The sequence below is a fragment of the Mycobacterium sp. IS-3022 genome (assembly GCF_001500065.1).
Lineage (GTDB): Bacteria > Actinomycetota > Actinomycetes > Mycobacteriales > Mycobacteriaceae > Mycobacterium.
On record NZ_LQIN01000011.1, the window covers coordinates 50,772 to 67,127 of the forward strand.

The 16,356-nt window shown below is 69.3% G+C and carries 20 protein-coding genes; 15 read left to right on the forward strand and 5 right to left on the reverse strand.

The window, feature by feature from the left end; genetic code table 11:
* The first annotated feature begins 9 nt into the window (after nucleotides 1–9).
* Genes AU188_RS09140 through AU188_RS09155 form a run of 4 tightly spaced genes read left to right on the forward strand, consistent with a single transcriptional unit; the run spans nucleotide 10 to nucleotide 3,086 of the window.
* The gene (locus AU188_RS09140) at nucleotides 10–1,158 is read left to right on the forward strand and encodes an 8-amino-7-oxononanoate synthase (RefSeq protein WP_059163417.1); all 1,149 of its coding nucleotides are present in this window, start codon (nucleotides 10–12) and stop codon (nucleotides 1,156–1,158) included.
* Entirely contained in the window at nucleotides 1,155–1,820 is a 666-nt protein-coding gene (bioD, locus tag AU188_RS09145; protein WP_059163418.1) for a dethiobiotin synthase, read from the forward strand. Before AU188_RS09140 ends, bioD begins: the two co-directional genes overlap by 4 nt.
* Before the next feature lie 4 nt (nucleotides 1,821–1,824).
* Entirely contained in the window at nucleotides 1,825–2,334 is a 510-nt protein-coding gene (locus tag AU188_RS09150; RefSeq protein ID WP_059163419.1) for a 2'-5' RNA ligase family protein, read from the forward strand.
* On the forward strand, nucleotides 2,331–3,086 hold the full coding sequence (locus AU188_RS09155; RefSeq protein WP_059163420.1) for a methyltransferase domain-containing protein: 756 nt from the start codon (nucleotides 2,331–2,333) through the stop codon (nucleotides 3,084–3,086). The genes AU188_RS09150 and AU188_RS09155 overlap by 4 nt, the downstream gene beginning before the upstream one ends.
* Here the strand turns inward: AU188_RS09155 and AU188_RS09160 are convergent.
* Nucleotides 3,048–3,641 (reverse strand): TetR family transcriptional regulator, encoded by a 594-nt coding sequence (locus AU188_RS09160; protein WP_059163421.1) that lies wholly within the window; start codon nucleotides 3,639–3,641, stop codon nucleotides 3,048–3,050. The genes AU188_RS09155 and AU188_RS09160 overlap by 39 nt on opposite strands.
* Nucleotides 3,642–3,689: 48 nt before the next feature.
* Here AU188_RS09160 and bioB point away from each other — a divergent pair, with 48 nt between their 5' ends.
* The 3 genes from bioB to AU188_RS09175 are packed head-to-tail and all read left to right on the forward strand — an operon-like array spanning nucleotide 3,690 to nucleotide 5,533.
* Nucleotides 3,690–4,685 (forward strand): biotin synthase BioB, encoded by a 996-nt coding sequence (gene bioB / locus AU188_RS09165; protein ID WP_059163422.1) that lies wholly within the window; start codon nucleotides 3,690–3,692, stop codon nucleotides 4,683–4,685.
* An 18-nt stretch (nucleotides 4,686–4,703) separates the two neighbouring features.
* Complete coding sequence (bsaP, locus tag AU188_RS09170) at nucleotides 4,704–4,895, forward strand: biotin synthase auxiliary protein BsaP (protein ID WP_059163423.1); 192 nt, start codon at nucleotides 4,704–4,706, stop codon at nucleotides 4,893–4,895.
* Nucleotides 4,892–5,533 (forward strand): DUF2567 domain-containing protein, encoded by a 642-nt coding sequence (locus AU188_RS09175; RefSeq protein ID WP_059163424.1) that lies wholly within the window; start codon nucleotides 4,892–4,894, stop codon nucleotides 5,531–5,533. The genes bsaP and AU188_RS09175 overlap by 4 nt, the downstream gene beginning before the upstream one ends.
* On the opposite strand, the gene AU188_RS09180 is transcribed toward AU188_RS09175, so the two are convergent.
* Nucleotides 5,490–6,827 (reverse strand): lipase family protein, encoded by a 1,338-nt coding sequence (locus tag AU188_RS09180; RefSeq protein ID WP_059163425.1) that lies wholly within the window; start codon nucleotides 6,825–6,827, stop codon nucleotides 5,490–5,492. The two genes, AU188_RS09175 and AU188_RS09180, sit on opposite strands and share 44 nt — an antisense overlap.
* 42 nt (nucleotides 6,828–6,869) lie before the next feature.
* Nucleotides 6,870–7,562, reverse strand: coding sequence for an NUDIX hydrolase (locus AU188_RS09185; protein ID WP_059163426.1), 693 nt, complete (start codon nucleotides 7,560–7,562; stop codon nucleotides 6,870–6,872).
* 47 nt (nucleotides 7,563–7,609) lie between these two features.
* Here AU188_RS09185 and nadA point away from each other — a divergent pair, with 47 nt between their 5' ends.
* From nadA to AU188_RS09205, 4 genes are read left to right on the forward strand one after another with little or no spacing between them, the layout of a single operon-like run.
* Complete coding sequence (gene nadA, locus AU188_RS09190; RefSeq protein ID WP_059163427.1) at nucleotides 7,610–8,653, forward strand: quinolinate synthase NadA; 1,044 nt, start codon at nucleotides 7,610–7,612, stop codon at nucleotides 8,651–8,653.
* Nucleotides 8,650–10,215, forward strand: coding sequence for an L-aspartate oxidase (locus tag AU188_RS09195; RefSeq protein WP_059163428.1), 1,566 nt, complete (start codon nucleotides 8,650–8,652; stop codon nucleotides 10,213–10,215). Before nadA ends, AU188_RS09195 begins: the two co-directional genes overlap by 4 nt.
* Entirely contained in the window at nucleotides 10,215–11,081 is an 867-nt protein-coding gene (nadC, locus tag AU188_RS09200) for a carboxylating nicotinate-nucleotide diphosphorylase (protein WP_059163453.1), read from the forward strand. The genes AU188_RS09195 and nadC overlap by 1 nt, the downstream gene beginning before the upstream one ends.
* 47 nt (nucleotides 11,082–11,128) lie before the next feature.
* Nucleotides 11,129–11,581, forward strand: a complete 453-nt coding sequence (locus AU188_RS09205; RefSeq protein ID WP_059163454.1) for a hypothetical protein — start codon at nucleotides 11,129–11,131, stop codon at nucleotides 11,579–11,581.
* On the opposite strand, the gene AU188_RS09210 is transcribed toward AU188_RS09205, so the two are convergent.
* Together AU188_RS09210 and AU188_RS09215 are read right to left on the reverse strand one after the other, a co-directional pair.
* Nucleotides 11,582–12,148, reverse strand: a complete 567-nt coding sequence (locus AU188_RS09210) for a TetR/AcrR family transcriptional regulator (protein WP_059163429.1) — start codon at nucleotides 12,146–12,148, stop codon at nucleotides 11,582–11,584.
* 32 nt (nucleotides 12,149–12,180) lie between these two features.
* Nucleotides 12,181–12,591 carry a nitroreductase family deazaflavin-dependent oxidoreductase gene (locus tag AU188_RS09215; protein WP_059163430.1) on the reverse strand — a complete coding sequence of 137 codons (411 nt, stop codon included), beginning with the start codon at nucleotides 12,589–12,591 and terminating at the stop codon, nucleotides 12,181–12,183.
* A 36-nt stretch (nucleotides 12,592–12,627) separates the two neighbouring features.
* Here AU188_RS09215 and hisD point away from each other — a divergent pair, with 36 nt between their 5' ends.
* Genes hisD through hisH form a run of 4 tightly spaced genes read left to right on the forward strand, consistent with a single transcriptional unit; the run spans nucleotide 12,628 to nucleotide 16,347 of the window.
* Nucleotides 12,628–13,971, forward strand: a complete 1,344-nt coding sequence (gene hisD, locus AU188_RS09220; RefSeq protein WP_059163431.1) for a histidinol dehydrogenase — start codon at nucleotides 12,628–12,630, stop codon at nucleotides 13,969–13,971.
* Between the two features lie 11 nt (nucleotides 13,972–13,982).
* Nucleotides 13,983–15,110 (forward strand): histidinol-phosphate transaminase, encoded by a 1,128-nt coding sequence (locus tag AU188_RS09225; protein ID WP_059163455.1) that lies wholly within the window; start codon nucleotides 13,983–13,985, stop codon nucleotides 15,108–15,110.
* Complete coding sequence (gene hisB, locus AU188_RS09230) at nucleotides 15,107–15,721, forward strand: imidazoleglycerol-phosphate dehydratase HisB (RefSeq protein WP_059163432.1); 615 nt, start codon at nucleotides 15,107–15,109, stop codon at nucleotides 15,719–15,721. The genes AU188_RS09225 and hisB overlap by 4 nt, the downstream gene beginning before the upstream one ends.
* Nucleotides 15,722–15,726: 5 nt before the next feature.
* Complete coding sequence (gene hisH / locus AU188_RS09235) at nucleotides 15,727–16,347, forward strand: imidazole glycerol phosphate synthase subunit HisH (RefSeq protein ID WP_059163456.1); 621 nt, start codon at nucleotides 15,727–15,729, stop codon at nucleotides 16,345–16,347.
* Nucleotides 16,348–16,356: the final 9 nt, after the last annotated feature.

Genomic DNA, 16,356 nt, shown 5'->3' on the forward strand with positions numbered 1-16,356 from the left:
GGAGCTCCGGTGACGCGCGCAGGTCTTTCGCCGTTGGCGTGGCTCGACGACGTCGAACACCAGCGGCGGACGGCGGGTCTGCGCCGGTTCCTGCGTGCGCGCCCACCCGTCGGCGCAGAACTCGATCTAGCGTCCAACGACTACCTGGGCCTGTCGCAGCACCCGGCGGTGATCGACGGTGGTGTCGGCGCACTGCGTACCTGGGGCGCCGGGTCGACGGGAAGTCGGCTCGTCACCGGCAACACCGAACTTCACGAGGGCTTCGAGCGGGCGTTGGCGGACTTCGTCGGCGCCGAGTCGGCACTGGTGTTCTCGTCGGGCTACACCGCGAACCTGGGCGCGGTGGTGGCGCTTTCGGGCCCCGGCTCGCTGCTGGTGTCGGACGCACTCACCCACGCCTCCCTGGTCGATGCGTGTCGGCTGTCGCGGGCCCGCGTCGCGGTGACCCCGCACCGCGACGTCGCGGCGGTGGAGGCAGCGCTGGCCGGTCGGGATGAAAAGCGCGCCGTCGTGCTGACGGATTCTGTGTTCTCCGCCGACGGCGACCTGGCCCCGCTGCGCGCGCTGCACGACGCCTGCCGACGGCACGGCGCGCTGCTGCTCGTCGACGAGGCCCACGGTCTCGGCGTGCGGGGCGCCGGCGGCCGCGGCCTGCTGCACGAACTGGGTCTGGCCGGGGCGCCCGACATCGTGATGACCACGACCCTGTCCAAGGCGCTGGGCAGCCAGGGCGGCGTGGTGCTGGGTCCCGCGGCCGTGCGCGATCATTTGATCGATGCTGCACGGCCGTTCATCTTCGACACCGGCCTGGCGCCCGCCGCGGTCGGAGCGGCGTGGGCGGCGTTGGATGTGCTGATCGCCGAGCCGTGGCGCGCGCAGGCGGTGCTCGACCATGCCGCCGAGCTGGCCTCGATCTGCTCGGTTCCCGAGCGGCCGGAGTCGGCCGTCGTGTCGGTGATCCTCGGCGAGCCGGAGGTGGCCTTCGGCGCGGCGGTGGGCTGCCTGGAGCGTGGTGTGCGCGTTGGGTGTTTTCGGCCGCCGACCGTGCCACCGGGCACGTCGAGGCTGCGGCTGACGGCGCGGGCATCGCTGACCGACGACGAAATGCGCGTGGCGAGTGAGGTGCTCGGTGACGTGCTGGCGACCGCGCGCCGGTGAGCACGCTCTTCGTCACGGGCACCGACACCGGCGTCGGTAAGACGGTCGCCACCGCCGCGCTGGCGTGCTGTGCACGGCTGGCCGGCATCGACGTCGCGGTGTGCAAACCGGTGCAGACCGGAAGCCCGCGCGACGACGACCTCGCCGACGTCGGCCGGTTGTCGGGCGTCTCGGACCTGCGCGGTGGGTGGCGCTATCCCGAAGCCCTGGCCCCGCGGGCGGCCGCCGAACGGGCGGGACTCGCGTTACCCACGCGCGCCGAACTGGTGGCGTCGGTGCGGACGGTGAACGCGCCGCTGACGTTGGTCGAGGGTGCCGGCGGGCTGCTCGTCGAGATCGGCGAGGCAGTGACGCTGCGCGACCTCGCCGTCGAGTTGGCCGCGCCGGTGCTGGTGGTCGTGGCGGCGGGCCTGGGCACGCTGAACCACACCGCCTTGACGCTGGAAGCGCTTGACGCGCAGGGACTTTCATGCGCCGGCGTGGTGATCGGTTCATGGCCGTCGGATCCGGGTGTCGCCGAGCAGGGCAACCGCGACGCGTTGGCCGGATTGGCGCCGGTGCGCGCGGTGCTGCCCGCAGGTGCGGGGACGATGACGGCCGCGGAGTTCGCGGCGATGAGCGCTTCGGCGTTCGACCCCGACTGGATCGCAAGCCTGGTGTAGCCGAATGGTGCATTCCGTCGAGCTGGTCTTCGACCCGGACACCGAGGCGGCGATCCGTCACATCTGGGACGAGCTGCGCGAGAACGGTATTCCGAGTCAAGCGCCGGCGAGCCGCCCGCACGTCACGTTGACCGTCGCGCAGCGGATCGACCCCGAGGTGGACGGGTTGCTTTCGTCGGTGACGGATCGGTTTCCGATGCCGTGCCGGATCGGCGCACCGCTGTTCTTCGGCCGCGCAAAGGCCGTGCTCGCGCGCCTCGTGGTACCGACGGGTGCGTTGCTGGAGGTGCATGCGGAGGTGCACAAGCTCTGTCTGCCGCACATGCATCCCGAACCGATGGCCAACGCGGCGCCGGACGGCTGGACGGCACACGTGACGTTGGCGCGCCGGGTGGTGCCCGCGCAGATGGGCCGGGCGGTGCGGATCGCGGGAAAGCCCGCCGAGATCAAGGGCTCCATCGTCGGGTTGCGCCGCTGGGACGGCGAAACGAAGCAGGAGCATCCGATCGCGTGACGTTCGAGGAGCTTGTCGCCGAAGCCGCAGCGGCGCCGGTGTCCGGCTGGGATTTCTCCTGGCTTGACGGGCGGGCGACTGAACAACGGCCGTCGTGGGGATATCAGCGCCTGATGAGTCGTCGGCTGGCCAAGTCGAACGCTGCGCTCGACATCCAGACCGGCGGCGGCGAGCTGCTCGCCGAGGCGGCCGTCCTGCCGCAGACCATGGCCGCCACCGAGTCATGGCCGCCGAATGTCGCCAAAGCGACCAGGCTGCTTCATCCGCGTGGCGTGGTGGTCGTCGCGACGCGCGACGAGCCGCCGCTGCCGTTCGCCTCCGACTCGTTCGATCTGGTGACGAGTCGACATCCAGCCACCGTGTGGTGGACAGAGGTCGCTCGTGTGCTGGTGCCCGGGGGCGTCTATTTCGCGCAGCACGTCGGTCCCGCGAGCGCGTTCGAACTCATCGAGTACTTCCTCGGCCCCCAACCGGAAGCGGCGAAGAAACGTCATCCCGATGTCGAAGCCGCCGAAGCGGCGGCCGCGGGTCTGGAGGTTGTGGACCTCCAAACGGAGCGGCTACGGATGGAGTTCTTCGATATCGGGGCGGTCGTGTACTTCCTACGCAAGGTGATCTGGATGGTGCCGGACTTCACCGTCGAGCGGTACCGCGACCGGCTCCGCGAACTCCATCGGCAGATCGAGCAGGACGGTCCCTTTGTCGCGCACTCCTCACGGACGCTTATCGAGGCCCGCAAGCGTCCCACTTGAGACAACCTCGGCGACGCGAATGCCGTTGACGAGTAACGCGACGCCGAAGCCGAACCGGGCGGTCGCGTCGTCGGTCAGCGCCGATTGCTCGTCGGGCAGCTCGGCGCCTGCGGCGTCCCACTGCAGGCGCGACTGCTCGTCGACGGTGAAGCCCAAGACGTAGTAGACGACGGTGCGGGCGGCCAACTCGGCATGCTCCCGATCAACGCCGGCGTCGATCGCCGCATCGGTCAGTCGCGCCAGGACGCGTGCCATCGCAGCGGACTGTCCGGCGGCGAAGCTGGCCGACACCAACTCGGCGCCGTCGGTGTGCGAAAGCAGCGCATCCCTGAGCCGATTGCACACGTCGACGATCCCCGCCGCGGACGCCACACCGTTCAGAATGCGGTCGGCGACCGCACCGAGCAATTCCTGCTTGTTGGCGAAATGCCAGTACAGCGCGCCGGGGGAGACCTCGAGCTCGCGCGCGAGCCGTCGCATGGTCAGATCGGCGAGGCCGTAACTGTCCAGCAGGGCGGTCGCCGCGTCGACCACGTCGCGTTTGTGAAGCTGCACGCCAGTACCCTAACCTGAACACCGTTCAAGTGACGAGAGGACGACCAGGTGAGCGACATTCTGGCGGTGGCGCGCGAGCAGGTGCTCGAACGCGGTGAAGGTCTCGACCAGGATCAGACGCTGCAGGTGCTGCAGTTGCCCGATGACCGCCTCGACGAGCTGCTGGAACTCGCGCACGACGTCCGGATGAAGTGGTGCGGACCCGACGTCGAGGTCGAAGGCATCATCAGCCTCAAGACCGGCGGCTGCCCCGAGGACTGCCACTTCTGTTCACAGTCAGGGCTTTTCACGTCTCCGGTGCGCAGCGCCTGGCTGGACATCCCGAGCCTGGTGGAGGCTGCCAAGCAGACCGCGAAGACCGGCGCCACCGAGTTCTGCATCGTCGCCGCCGTGCGCGGACCCGACGAGCGACTGCTGTCCCAGGTCGCCGCCGGCATCGAGGCGATCCGCAACGAGGTCGACATCCAGATCGCGTGCTCGCTCGGCATGTTGACCCAAGAACAGGTCGAGCGGCTCTCGGACATGGGCGTGCACCGCTACAACCACAACCTCGAGACCGCACGGTCGTTCTTCACCAACGTCGTCACCACCCACACCTGGGAGGAACGCTGGGACACCCTGCGGATGGTCCGCGAGGCCGGTATGGAGGTGTGCTGCGGCGGCATCCTCGGCATGGGCGAGACGCTTGAGCAACGCGCGGAGTTCGCCGCCAACCTCGCCGAACTCGACCCGCACGAGGTGCCGCTGAACTTCCTCAACCCGCGGCCCGGCACCCCGTTCGGCGACCTGGAGGTCCTGCCCGCGGCCGATGCGCTCAGGGCCGTGGCCGCGTTCCGGCTGGCGCTGCCGCGCACGATGCTGCGCTTTGCGGGCGGGCGGGAGATCACCCTGGGCGACCTCGGGGCGAAGAAGGGCATCCTCGGCGGGATCAACGCGGTGATCGTCGGCAATTACCTGACCACGCTCGGGCGACCGGCCGAGGCGGACCTCGAACTGCTCGACGATCTGCAGATGCCGATCAAGGCGCTCAACGCCACTCTCTGAGCCGGTCTGTAAAAACCCATGCCGTTCAACGTCTACACCGGCGAACCGGACGGCACCGCTGTGCCCACCGCCGCCAGCATGGGCCTGGAACCGCCACGCTACTGCGCCGAGTGCGGTCGGCGGATGATCGTTCAGGTGCGGCCCGACGGCTGGTCCGCCAGCTGCTCGCGACACGGGGTGACCGACTCGAAGGATCTGGAACAACGATGAATGATGTTGCCGCTCCGCGTATTTCGCGGGTCCGCGCGGCGCTGACCGTGATGGCGGCGCTGGCGGTGGCCGGTGCACTGGTCGGGGCGCTGTGGTCGTGGCTGGCACCGCCGATCCACGGTGTGGTGGCGCTGACGCGCGGCGGTGATCGCGTCCGCGCCTACCTGGGCAACGAGGGTGACCACTTCTTCGTCGCGGCATTCCTGCTGGTCGGCATGCTCTGCGTCATGGCCGTCGTCGCCGCGGTGCTGGTGTGGCAGTGGCGGGCGCACCGCGGGCCGGTGACGCTTGCGGCGCTGGCGACCGGCTGCATGCTGGCCGCGGGAACGGCCGCCGGCCTGGGCGCGCTGCTCGTGCACCTGCGCTACGGGACGATCGACGTGGCCGCCGCGCCCGTGACGCCCGAACACCGCGTGCACTACGTCGTCGAGGCGCCGCCGGTGTTCTTCGGGCACACCCCGGTGCAGGCGGCGTTGACGATCCTGTTCCCTGCCGCGGCCGCCGCGCTCGTCTACGCGTTGACCGCGGTCTCCACGGCGCGCGACGATCTGGGCGCCTGGCCGCCGGTCGAGGTACCGGCGTTCGTCCCGCCGGTCACAGCGGAGAGCGCTCCACCTTCCGGCCCGTCATCACCTTGAGCGCTATCTTGACCAGCCGCGTCATTCCGAGGTAGGTCATCGGGTTCAGCAGCGTCGGCCAGGTCGTGCGGACCAGATGCTCGGACACCGGCTTGCCGTCGAACCGGTCGATCAGCCAGCGCAGCGCCATCGGCGCCGACATCGGGTGCAGCAGCATGTGCTCGCTGAACAGGTCGCGGTGGTAGGTGACCGACGCGCCGCCGGAGCGGTAGATCTCGCTGAGCTCGTCGATGTCGTCGACGGAGACGATCTTGTCGTGGACGGCCTGCACGATCAGCACGGGCGGGGTCGGCACCGCGGTGCCCAACTTGGTGCTGTCGAAGATGTGCTTGACCTCGGGCATGTCCAGAATCTCGTTGAGCGGCCGGTCGACGAGCTTGCCCATGTCCATACCGGCGAACCGCAATACCGCGTGCGCGGTCGTCATGTTCTCGATCCGCAGCAGCATGGCCTTGCCCGCCTCGGTCGCGTGTTTCTGGATGACCCGGTCGAGTTCCGGATAGACGTGGGTCAACGCCGCGACCACCATCGCGGGCAGCCCTGAGTACAAACTGCCGTTGAGCCGGCGGTAGGCCTGGCCGAGGTCGGCGACGGGGGAACCGAGGACCGCCCCGACGATGTCGAGTTCGGGGGCGTACTGGTTGTGCATCTCGGCCGCCCAAGCCGAGGCCAGCCCGCCGCCGGAATACCCCCAGAGCCCGATCGGTGCAGATTCGTCGAGTCCGAGGCGCTCGCAGCTGACGGCCGCGCGCAGGCCGTCGAGGATCCGGTAGCCGGGCTCGTACGGGGTGCCCCACGAACCGAGCGGACCCTCGTGGTCGGGCACCGAGACCGCCCAGCCCTCGGCGAGGGCAGCGGCGATCAGGAGGAACTCGAACTGTGCGAGCGCACCGGGGGCGACCGCCTTGCGGCGCAGCGCATAGGACGGGAAGCAGCGCGAGGTCACCGCGTCGATCGCGCACTGGTAGGAGATGACCGGGATCACGTCACGGTTGGTGCGCTCGGTCGGCACGATCACCGTGGTGACGGTGGCTTCCGGCGCTCCGTTCATGTCCGTGGTGCGGTAGAGCAGCTGCGTGGCGGTGAACTTCTGCGGGACGAGCCCGAGAAAAGCCAGCTCGACGTCGCGGCTGCGCAGGATCGTGCCTGGTTCGGCGTGCTGGAAACCGCTAGGTGGTTCGTAGAACGGGTCGTCGGCGGGCAGTTGCGGGCGGACGCCGCGGGACAGGTCTTCGTGGGGTACGTAGCCGATCCACTCGGCGCCCGATGCTGGTGCGGCATTGCCCAGAGACATTCGGCCATTCTTGCTTAAGAGAGCGTTAAGAATCCAGTCGACTCACCCGGGCGGGCGCAGTGCGGCGAATTCGTCGGTCACGCGGTAGCGCGCCTCGGTGAACCGGTACAACGCCGCCGGGCGGCCCCCGCTGCGACCGGACCGCGCGGTGGTGCCCGTGCGAGTGATGACGTGTCGGCGTTCGAGCACGCGTTGCAGATTTGTCGCGTCGACGTGGTGGCCGAGCGCGGCACTGTAGATGTCTCTCAATGCCGACAGCGCGAATTCCGTTGGCGCCAACGCAAATCCGATATTGGTGTAAGAGAGCTTGGCGACGAGCCTGGTGCGGGCGTGTTCGACCATGGTGCCGTGGTCGAACGCCATCGGCGGCAGGTCGCTCACCGGATGCCAACGGGTGTCCGGCGGCAGCTCGGGGGTCGCGGGGGAGGGCACCAGCCCCAGAAAGGTCGACGCGATCGTCCGAACACCGGGGACCCGCTTCGGATCGGAGAAGATTGCGAGCTGTTCGAGGTGAGCAAGCTCACGAAGATCCACCTTCTCGGCCAGCTGGCGGCGCACGGAGCTGGTCAGGTCCTCGTCGGCGCCGAGTCGTCCACCGGGCAGCGACCACTTCCCGCGCTGCGGTTCGAGTGCCCGCTGCCACAACAGCACGTGAAGTGCCGGTTTGCCGTTGGCGGCCTCCCGAACCTGGAACACCGCGGCGAGCACCTCATGCGCGGTGCTAATATGATCCATGTTTTCGATTGTAAGTCGAAAACTCGATTCTGACGAAGGAGGCGGCCATGACGGTTCTCGACCGGATGCCCGCAGACCATCTGTCGAGCCGGATCGTCGATGGTCCGACCGGCTTTTCCGGCGTCGACGGCGATGAGCAGTGGGCCGCCGAGGTGCGCCGCCTCGCCGACCTGCGAGGCGCGACGCTGTTGGCGCACAACTACCAGCTACCCGCGATTCAGGATGTAGCCGATCACGTCGGTGACTCGCTGGCGCTGTCGCGAATCGCGGCCGATGTGCCCGAGGACACCATCGTGTTCTGCGGCGTGCACTTCATGGCCGAGACGGCCAAGATCCTGTCCCCGGACAAAACCGTGTTGATCCCGGACCAGCGGGCAGGCTGCTCGCTCGCCGACTCCATCACCGCCGACGAGCTGCGGGCGTGGAAGGTCGAGCATCCCGGAGCCGTCGTGGTCTCCTACGTGAACACCACCGCGGCGGTGAAGGCCGAGACCGACATCTGCTGCACCTCGTCGAACGCCGTCGAGGTGGTGGCGTCCATCCCCGAGGACCGCGAGGTGCTGTTCTGCCCGGACCAGTTCCTCGGCGCACATGTCCGGCGCGTCACCGGCCGCAAGAACCTGCACGTGTGGGCCGGCGAATGCCACGTGCACGCCGGTATCAACGGCGACGAGCTGGCCGACCAGGCCCGTACCCACCCCGACGCCGAATTGTTCGTCCATCCTGAATGCGGTTGCGCCACATCGGCGTTGTACCTCGCCGGCGAGGGCGCTTTCCCCGAGGACCGGGTCAAGATCCTGTCCACCGGCGGGATGCTCGACGCCGCGCGCGAGACCGGGGCGCGACAGGTGCTGGTGGCCACCGAGGTCGGCATGCTGCATCAATTACGCCGTGCCGCACCGGGCGTCGAGTTCATGGCGGTCAATGACCGTGCCTCGTGCAAGTTCATGAAGATGATCACCCCCGCCGCGCTGCTGCGGTGTCTGGTGGAGGGCAGGGACGAGGTCGACGTCGACCCCGAGACCGCACGCCTGGCCCGGGCCAGCGTGCAGCGCATGATCGCGATCGGTCAGCCCGGCGGCGGAGAATGACGCGCCCCCTCGCCTGCGGTTCCGGACGGTGGTCCGGTCAATGGCAGCAGCGGGCCGACGTCGTGGTGATCGGTACCGGTGTGGCGGGCCTGGTAGCCGCGCTCGCGGCGCACCGCCGCGGCCGAAAAGTCATGGTGCTCAGCAAGACCGGTGACACCGCAACGTTCTACGCCCAGGGCGGGATCGCCGTGGTGCTGCCGGACACTCTGCGGGAGGACGGCGACTCGATCGAGGCGCACGTGGCCGACACGCTGGCCGCCGGCGCGGGGTTGTGTGATCCCGAGGCGGTGCGCTCGATCGTGGCCGACGGTTATCGCGCGGTCCTCGACCTGGTGGCCGACGGGGCGAGCTTCGACGAGGCGGCGCCGGGGTCTTGGGCGCTGACCCGCGAGGGCGGCCATTCGCGACGCCGGATCATTCACGCGGGTGGCGACGCAACCGGCGCGGAGGTGCAGCGAGCCCTCAACACCGCGGCCGCCACACTGGACATCCGCCACAACCACGTCGCGGTCGAGATACTGCACGAGGCCGGGGCCGTCTCCGGAGTGCTGGTGCTCAACGAGGACGGTCTCGGGGTGGTGCACGCGCCGTCGGTGATTCTCGCGACCGGGGGACTGGGCCATCTCTACTCGGCCACCACGAACCCCGTCGGGTCGACGGGAGACGGTGTCGCGCTGGCGATGTGGGCCGGCCTGCCGGTCAGCGACATCGAGTTCATCCAGTTCCATCCGACCATGTTGTTCGACGGTCGCAACGCCGGTAGGCGGCCGCTCATCACCGAGGCCGTCCGCGGCGAGGGCGCGATACTCGTTGACTCACAGGGCCGTTCGGTCACCGACGGCATCCATCCGATGGGCGACCTGGCGCCGCGGGACGTGGTGGCCGCGGCGATCCACGCCCGCCTCGAGGAGACCGGCGCGCCGTGTGTGTTCCTCGACGCCCGGCGGATCGAGGATTTCGCGAAGCGGTTCCCGACGGTGACCGCGGCATGCGCAGCGGCGGGCATCGATCCCACCGTCGAGGCGATTCCCGTGCTGCCCGGCGCGCACTACAGCTGCGGCGGCGTCGTCACCGATGTGCACGGACGTACCGACATCGCGGGGCTGTTCGCCGCGGGGGAGGTCGCGCGCACGGGGATGCACGGCGCGAACCGGTTGGCATCCAACAGCCTGCTCGAAGGGCTCGTCGTCGGTGGCCGGGCCGGAAAGGCTGCGGCGGCATACGCTTTGGCCGCCGGACCGGTGACGGCACGGCCACCGGAGCCAGCCGTGCGGCGAGCCCTGCCGCGGACCGGTCTGCAGCGGGCGATGACCGGGAACGCCGGTGTGGTGCGCGACGGCGACGGCCTGCTCGCACTGGCCGCGGAACTGGACGCCGCGCCGCCACGGGTGATCGGCTCACGGGCCGACTTCGAGGACGTGGCGTTGACGACCGCTGCGGGAGCGGTCGCGGCGGCCGCGCTGGCCCGGACCGAATCCCGCGGTTGCCACCACCGGCGCGACTACCCCGGCACCGATCCCGCGATGTCGCGCAACCTCGTCGAGGCCGGGGCGTGCTGCTGATGGAGCTGACCGCCGACGAACTCGCCGAGGCTCGCAGGGTGATCGCGCGCGGGCTGGAAGAAGATCTGCGCTACGGGCCTGACGTCACCACGCTCGCGACGGTGCCACCGGACGCGCGGACAACGGCGTCGATGGTGGCCCGCGAGGCCGGGGTGATCGCCGGCGTGGACATCGCACTGCTGGCCCTCGACGAGGTGCTCGGCCCCGACGGTTATCTGATCAAGCATCGCGTCGACGACGGCGCGCGGCTCGAACCGGGCGGCACCGTGCTGACCGTCGAAGCGCCCACTGCGGGACTGCTGACGGCCGAGCGCACGACCCTGAACCTGGTCTGTCATCTCTCGGGTATCGCGACCGCGACCGCGGCGTGGGTGGAGGCGGTCTCCGGGACGGCGACGAAGATTCGCGATACCCGCAAGACGCTGCCCGGCCTGCGGGCGCTGCAGAAGTACGCGGTGCGCGTCGGCGGCGGCGTCAACCACCGGATGGGGCTGGGCGACGCGGCGCTGATCAAGGACAACCACGTCGCGGCCGCAGGTTCGGTGGTGGCGGCGCTGCGTGCGGTGCGCGCCGCCGCGCCGGACATCGACTGCGAAGTCGAGGTGGACTCACTTGAGCAACTCGACGAAGTACTGGCCGAAAATCTGGGGCCGGGGGCACTCGTGCTGCTGGACAACTTTCCGGTGTGGCAGACGCAGATAGCGGTGCAGCGCCGCGATTCCCGGTCGCCGGGGACGAAGTTGGAATCGTCGGGCGGCCTCTCACTCGACAGCGCGGCCGAGTACGCGGGCACCGGTGTGGACTACCTGGCGGTCGGCGCGCTCACCCACTCGGTGCGGGTGCTCGACATCGGGCTCGACCTGTAGCGACCACTACCATCGGTCGCGTGGATGAGGATTCGTCGCGCCGTCTCATGTTGCTGACCATCGTCAGCCTGGTCATCGCCGTCGCTGCCTTGGCCGTCTCGGGGTGGACGCTGTACGAGACGAACCGCTCCGAGGAGTACGACGCCGCCCAGATCGCCGATGCCAAGGCCACGGTGTGCGCGGCGGCCGACGTCGTCCGAAAAGGCGTTTCTCTCAACACGAACCTGCGACCCGAAGGCGGGGCGCAGGACGTCACCGGCGCCCAGGCGGTCGCCGCCAATGCGCGAATCTCGCTGTACGACGGCGGTCAGTACCTGCTGCAGCGGCTGGACCCCGCCACCCCACCGGAGCTCGCCGACAAGGTTCTCCAGTTCGCGAACAGCCTGATGGACATCGGCGCCCACGCCACCGCGGGGGTGCCGAACGACGATCCGGCGCAAGCGAAGCGGCTGGCCGACGCCGACGCCGAGAACAAAGCCATCACCGCGCTCTGCAAGTAGCTATCGGTCCAGCAACGTCCGGGCCGCGACTTTGGCGGCGTCGAGTGCGGCCGTGTCACCCGCGATCCGGGCGAGGATCAACGCGCCTTCGATGAGCGCGATCAGGGCCAGTGCGGTGCGCTCGGCGTCGGGCGGTGGCCATCCCTCGGCACGCAGCCGGTCCGCGATGGCCGTGCGCCAGCCGGCGAACACCGTGGCCGACGCTTCGCGGACCTGTGCACTGGCGTTGACCGATTCGGTGGCGATCGGCTCGATGGGACACCCGTCGCGCTGGTCGCAGATCAGCCCGGCGGCCATCTGATCGATCCAGCCGTCGATGAGGTCCGGCACCGGAGAACCCGCGCCGAGCAGTGCGCGAAGTTGTTCTTCGACGTCGGCGCCGACCCGCTGGACCACCGCGGCCGCCAACTGTTGCTTGCCCTCCGGAAAGTGGTGATACAGCGACCCCGGCTTGACGTCGGCGACCTCGAGAATCTGGTTGACCCCGGTCGCGGCGTACCCCTGCCTGCGGAACAGCAGGGCCGCACTGTCGATCAGCGCGGTTCGGCTGTGGTCGGGGCGAGGCATCCCGCAAGAATAGTAGAAAGGTCGCTCAAGAATCAGGCGACATGCGCGACGAAGAACGCCACCCGGCCGAGCTGCAGCCGAGCCATCCTGGGCAACCCCTCGGCGCTGCCACCCGCGGGGATGATCCTGGGGTTGACGAGGTGCAGGTCGCGACGCCCCAGCCTGAGCTCCGCTTCGCCCGCGGCCAGCACGTTCTTCACCCAATTCGTTTTCCCGTGTGCGAGCGCGATAGCGACGAGATCGTCCTTGCGGTAGGCCGTGACGATGGTCTCGTACGGCTTACCGGACGTGCGGCCGCGGTGCTTGATCGTCGACAATCCCGGCGTGAACCGGGAGAACGGCCTGATCATCCGGTTCAAGTACTTGACCTGGAAGTTCTCGAACCAGGGTGGAAAGAGCATGGGCACCCCCGGCGCGTTGTTGGGGTGCTCGCTGGCTCTCATGGCGCCTCCATAACCGATTTGGACTGCTCTGGGAGAATGGACAGCGTGAATCTATCGCCGGGGCCGATCGCCCGCATCGACTTGCGCGGCGCGCCACTGTCCGCCGCACGGTTGCGGGCCGCCCTGCCGCGTGGCGGGGTCGACGTGGACGCGGTGGTTCCCCGGGTGCGCCCGATCGTCGACGCGGTCGCCGAGCGCGGCGCGCACGCAGCGCTGGAATACACCGAAACGTTCGACGGGGTGCGCCCTGTGCAGGTCCGCGTGCCGCCTGATCGCCTGGCCGCGGCGCTGACGGCCCTGGGCGCCGACATCCGTGCCGCGTTGGAGGTCGCGATCGAGCGGGCCCGCGCCGTGCACGCCGACCAGCGCCGCCTCGACAGCACGACGACGCTGGCGCCCGGAGCGACGGTCACCGAGCGCTGGGTGCCGGTGGAGCGGGTCGGGCTGTATGTGCCCGGCGGTAACGCGGTCTACCCGTCGAGCGTGGTGATGAACGTGGTGCCCGCCCAGACCGCGGGGGTGGACTCGCTGGTGATCGCCAGCCCGCCGCAGGCCGACTTCGGCGGGCTGCCTCATCCGACGATTCTTGCCGCCGCAGCGCTGCTGGGCGTCGACGAGGTGTGGGCGGTCGGCGGGGCGCAGTCCATCGCGCTGCTGGCGTACGGCGGCACTGACACCGACGGCGCCGAGCTCGCGCCCGTCGACATGATCACCGGGCCGGGCAACATCTACGTGACCGCCGCGAAGCGGATCTGCCGGTCGCAGGTGGGCATCGACGCCGAGGCCGGCCCCACCGAGATCGCGATCCTGGCCGACCACACCGCCGACCCCGTCCATGTCGCGGCCGACCTGATCAGCCAGGCCGAACACGACGAGATGGCCGCCAGCGTGTTGGTCACGCCGAGTGTCGAGTTGGCCGACGCGACCGACCGTGAGCTGGCCAAACAGCTGCAGACCACGGTGCACCGCGAGCGGGTGACCGCGGCGCTGAGCGGAAGACAATCGGCGACGGTGCTCGTCGACGACCTCGAGGCGGGCATTCGCACGGTCAACGCATACGCCGCCGAACATCTCGAGATCCAAACCGTCGATGCGCGCGAAGTCGCCGGCCAGATCCGCTCGGCGGGGGCGATTTTCGTCGGCCCGTACGCGCCGGTCAGCCTCGGCGACTACTGCGCGGGGTCCAACCACGTGCTGCCGACGGCGGGCTGTGCCCGGCACTCGAGCGGGTTGTCGGTGCAGACCTTCCTGCGCGGCATCCACGTCGTCGACTACGACGAGGCCGCGCTCAAAGACGTGTCCGGTTACGTCATCACACTGGCCGAGGCCGAGAACCTGCCCGCCCACGGCGAAGCGGTGCGGCGGAGGTTCGAACGGTGACGCCCACTGACGTGCCCGGTGCCGGCGTGACGCTCGACGATCTTCCGTTGCGTGCGGACTTGCGTGGCAAATCGCCCTACGGTGCACCGCAATTGGATGTCCCGGTTCGGTTGAACACCAACGAGAACCCGCACCCGCCGACGCAGGCGCTCATCGACGACGTGACGGCGTCGGTCGCTGCGGTCGCCGGCGACCTGCACCGCTACCCGGATCGTGACGCGGTGGCGCTGCGCACCGACCTGGCAACCTACCTGTCGACGCAGACCCGAACCCGTCTTGGCGTCGAGAATGTCTGGGCGGCAAACGGTTCCAATGAAATACTGCAGCAACTCCTGCAGGCCTTCGGTGGGCCCGGCCGCAGCGCGATCGGGTTCGTGCCCTCCTACTCGATGCATCCGATCATCGCCGACGGCACCCAGACCGCATGGCTGGTGGCCAACCGGGCCGGCGACTTCAGCATCGACATCGACGTCGCCGTCGCGGCCGTCACCGAGCGCAGCCCGGACATCGTGTTCGTCGCAAGCCCGAACAATCCGTCGGGACAGAGCGTTCCGCTCGACGACCTGCGTCGGCTGCTCGAGGCGATGAGCACCGGCATCCTCATCCTCGACGAGGCGTATGGCGAGTTCTCGTCGCAGCCAAGCGCGGCGCACCTCATCGACCAGTACCCGACCAAGCTCGTCGTCACCCGCACGATGAGCAAGGCGTTCGCATTCGCCGGTGGCCGGCTGGGTTATCTGATCGCCGCGCCCGCGGTCATCGAGGCGATGCTGCTGGTCCGGTTGCCCTACCACCTGTCGTCGGTGACCCAGGCCGCCGCGCGTGCCGCGCTGCGGCACGCCGATGACACGCTCGGCAGCGTCGCCACCCTCATCGCCGAACGCAACCGCGTCTCAGCGGAGTTGTCCGACATGGGGTTTCGGGTGATCGACAGCGACGCAAACTTCGTGCTGTTCGGCGAATTCGCCGACGCGCCCGCCACGTGGAAACGCTACCTCGAGGCGGGCATTCTGATCCGCGACGTCGGTATTCCCGGTTATCTGCGCGCCACCACCGGTTTGGCAGAAGAGAACGACGCGCTGCTGGCCGCCAGCGCCCGCCTGGCCGCTACCGAACTGACCCCTGTAGGAGCATCGTGACCGAACCGCGCCGCGCGACGATCGAGCGCAAGACCAAGGAGTCCGACATCGTCGTCGAACTCGACCTCGACGGCACCGGTCGGGTGCAGGTCGACACCGGTGTTCCGTTCTTCGACCACATGCTCACCGCGCTGGGCAGTCACGCGAGCTTCGACCTGACGGTGCGCGCCAAGGGTGACCTCGAGATCGAGGGCCACCACACGATCGAGGACACCGCGATCGTGCTGGGGCAGGCGTTGGGGCAGGCGCTGGGCGACAAGAAGGGCATCCGCCGGTTCGGCGACGCGTGGATCCCGATGGACGAGACGCTCGCGCACGCCGCGGTCGACGTGTCGGGCCGGCCGTACTGCGTGCACAGCGGCGAACCGGACCACATGCTGCGCTTCACGATCGCCGGCTCGCAGGCGCCGTACCACACCGTCGTCAACCGGCACGTGTTCGAGACGCTGGCGATGAACGCGCGCATCGCCCTGCACGTGCGCACTCTCTACGGTCGCGACCCGCACCACATCACCGAAGCTCAGTACAAGGCCGTCGCCCGCGCACTGCGGCAGGCCGTCGAGTACGACCCGCGAGTCAGCGGCGTGCCGTCGACCAAGGGCACGCTGTGACCGGGATTTCGCCGAAAGTCGTCATCCTGGACTACGGCTCGGGGAACCTGAGGTCCGCCCAACGCGCGCTGGAACGGGTCGGCGCCGACGTCACCGTGACCGACGACGCCGATGCCGCGATGACCGCCGACGGCCTCGTGGTCCCCGGGGTCGGCGCGTTCGAGGCGTGCATGGCGGGTCTGCGCAAGATCGACGGTGCGAAGCTGATCGCCGACCGGGTGGCCGCGGGCCGTCCGGTGCTCGGCGTCTGCGTCGGCATGCAGATCCTGTTCGCCCGCGGCGTGGAGTTCGGTGTGGAGTCCACCGGTTGCGGTCAGTGGCCGGGCGCCGTGGTGCGACTCGATGCGCCGGTGATCCCGCACATGGGCTGGAATGTCGTCGACGCGCCCCAAGGCAGCATGCTCTTCGCCGGAATGGACCCGGGCACGCGGTTCTACTTCGTGCATTCGTATGCCGCCCAGCAGTGGGAAGGGGACCCGGCGGCGAAGTTGACGTGGGCGACCCATCATGTGCCGTTTCTGGCCGCAGTCGAGGACGGGCCGCTGTCGGCGACGCAGTTCCACCCGGAGAAGAGCGGCGACGCGGGTGCCGCGTTGCTCGCCAACTGGGTGAAGGCATTAGGTTGACCGACGTGC

Excerpts from the sequence above, each read along its gene's own strand:
- AU188_RS09150 (WP_059163419.1), top strand. The coding sequence starts at position 1,825 with ATGGTGCATTCCGTCGAGCTGGTCTTCGACCCGGACACCGAGGCGGCG.
- bsaP (WP_059163423.1), top strand. The coding sequence starts at position 4,704 with ATGCCGTTCAACGTCTACACCGGCGAACCGGACGGCACCGCTGTGCCC.
- AU188_RS09175 (WP_059163424.1), top strand. The coding sequence starts at position 4,892 with ATGAATGATGTTGCCGCTCCGCGTATTTCGCGGGTCCGCGCGGCGCTG.
- AU188_RS09180 (WP_059163425.1), bottom strand. The coding sequence starts at position 6,827 with ATGTCTCTGGGCAATGCCGCACCAGCATCGGGCGCCGAGTGGATCGGC.
- AU188_RS09185 (WP_059163426.1), bottom strand. The coding sequence starts at position 7,562 with ATGGATCATATTAGCACCGCGCATGAGGTGCTCGCCGCGGTGTTCCAG.
- nadA (WP_059163427.1), top strand. The coding sequence starts at position 7,610 with ATGACGGTTCTCGACCGGATGCCCGCAGACCATCTGTCGAGCCGGATC.
- AU188_RS09195 (WP_059163428.1), top strand. The coding sequence starts at position 8,650 with ATGACGCGCCCCCTCGCCTGCGGTTCCGGACGGTGGTCCGGTCAATGG.
- nadC (WP_059163453.1), top strand. The coding sequence starts at position 10,215 with ATGGAGCTGACCGCCGACGAACTCGCCGAGGCTCGCAGGGTGATCGCG.
- AU188_RS09205 (WP_059163454.1), top strand. The coding sequence starts at position 11,129 with ATGTTGCTGACCATCGTCAGCCTGGTCATCGCCGTCGCTGCCTTGGCC.
- AU188_RS09210 (WP_059163429.1), bottom strand. The coding sequence starts at position 12,148 with ATGCCTCGCCCCGACCACAGCCGAACCGCGCTGATCGACAGTGCGGCC.
- AU188_RS09215 (WP_059163430.1), bottom strand. The coding sequence starts at position 12,591 with ATGAGAGCCAGCGAGCACCCCAACAACGCGCCGGGGGTGCCCATGCTC.
- hisD (WP_059163431.1), top strand. The coding sequence starts at position 12,628 with ATGGACAGCGTGAATCTATCGCCGGGGCCGATCGCCCGCATCGACTTG.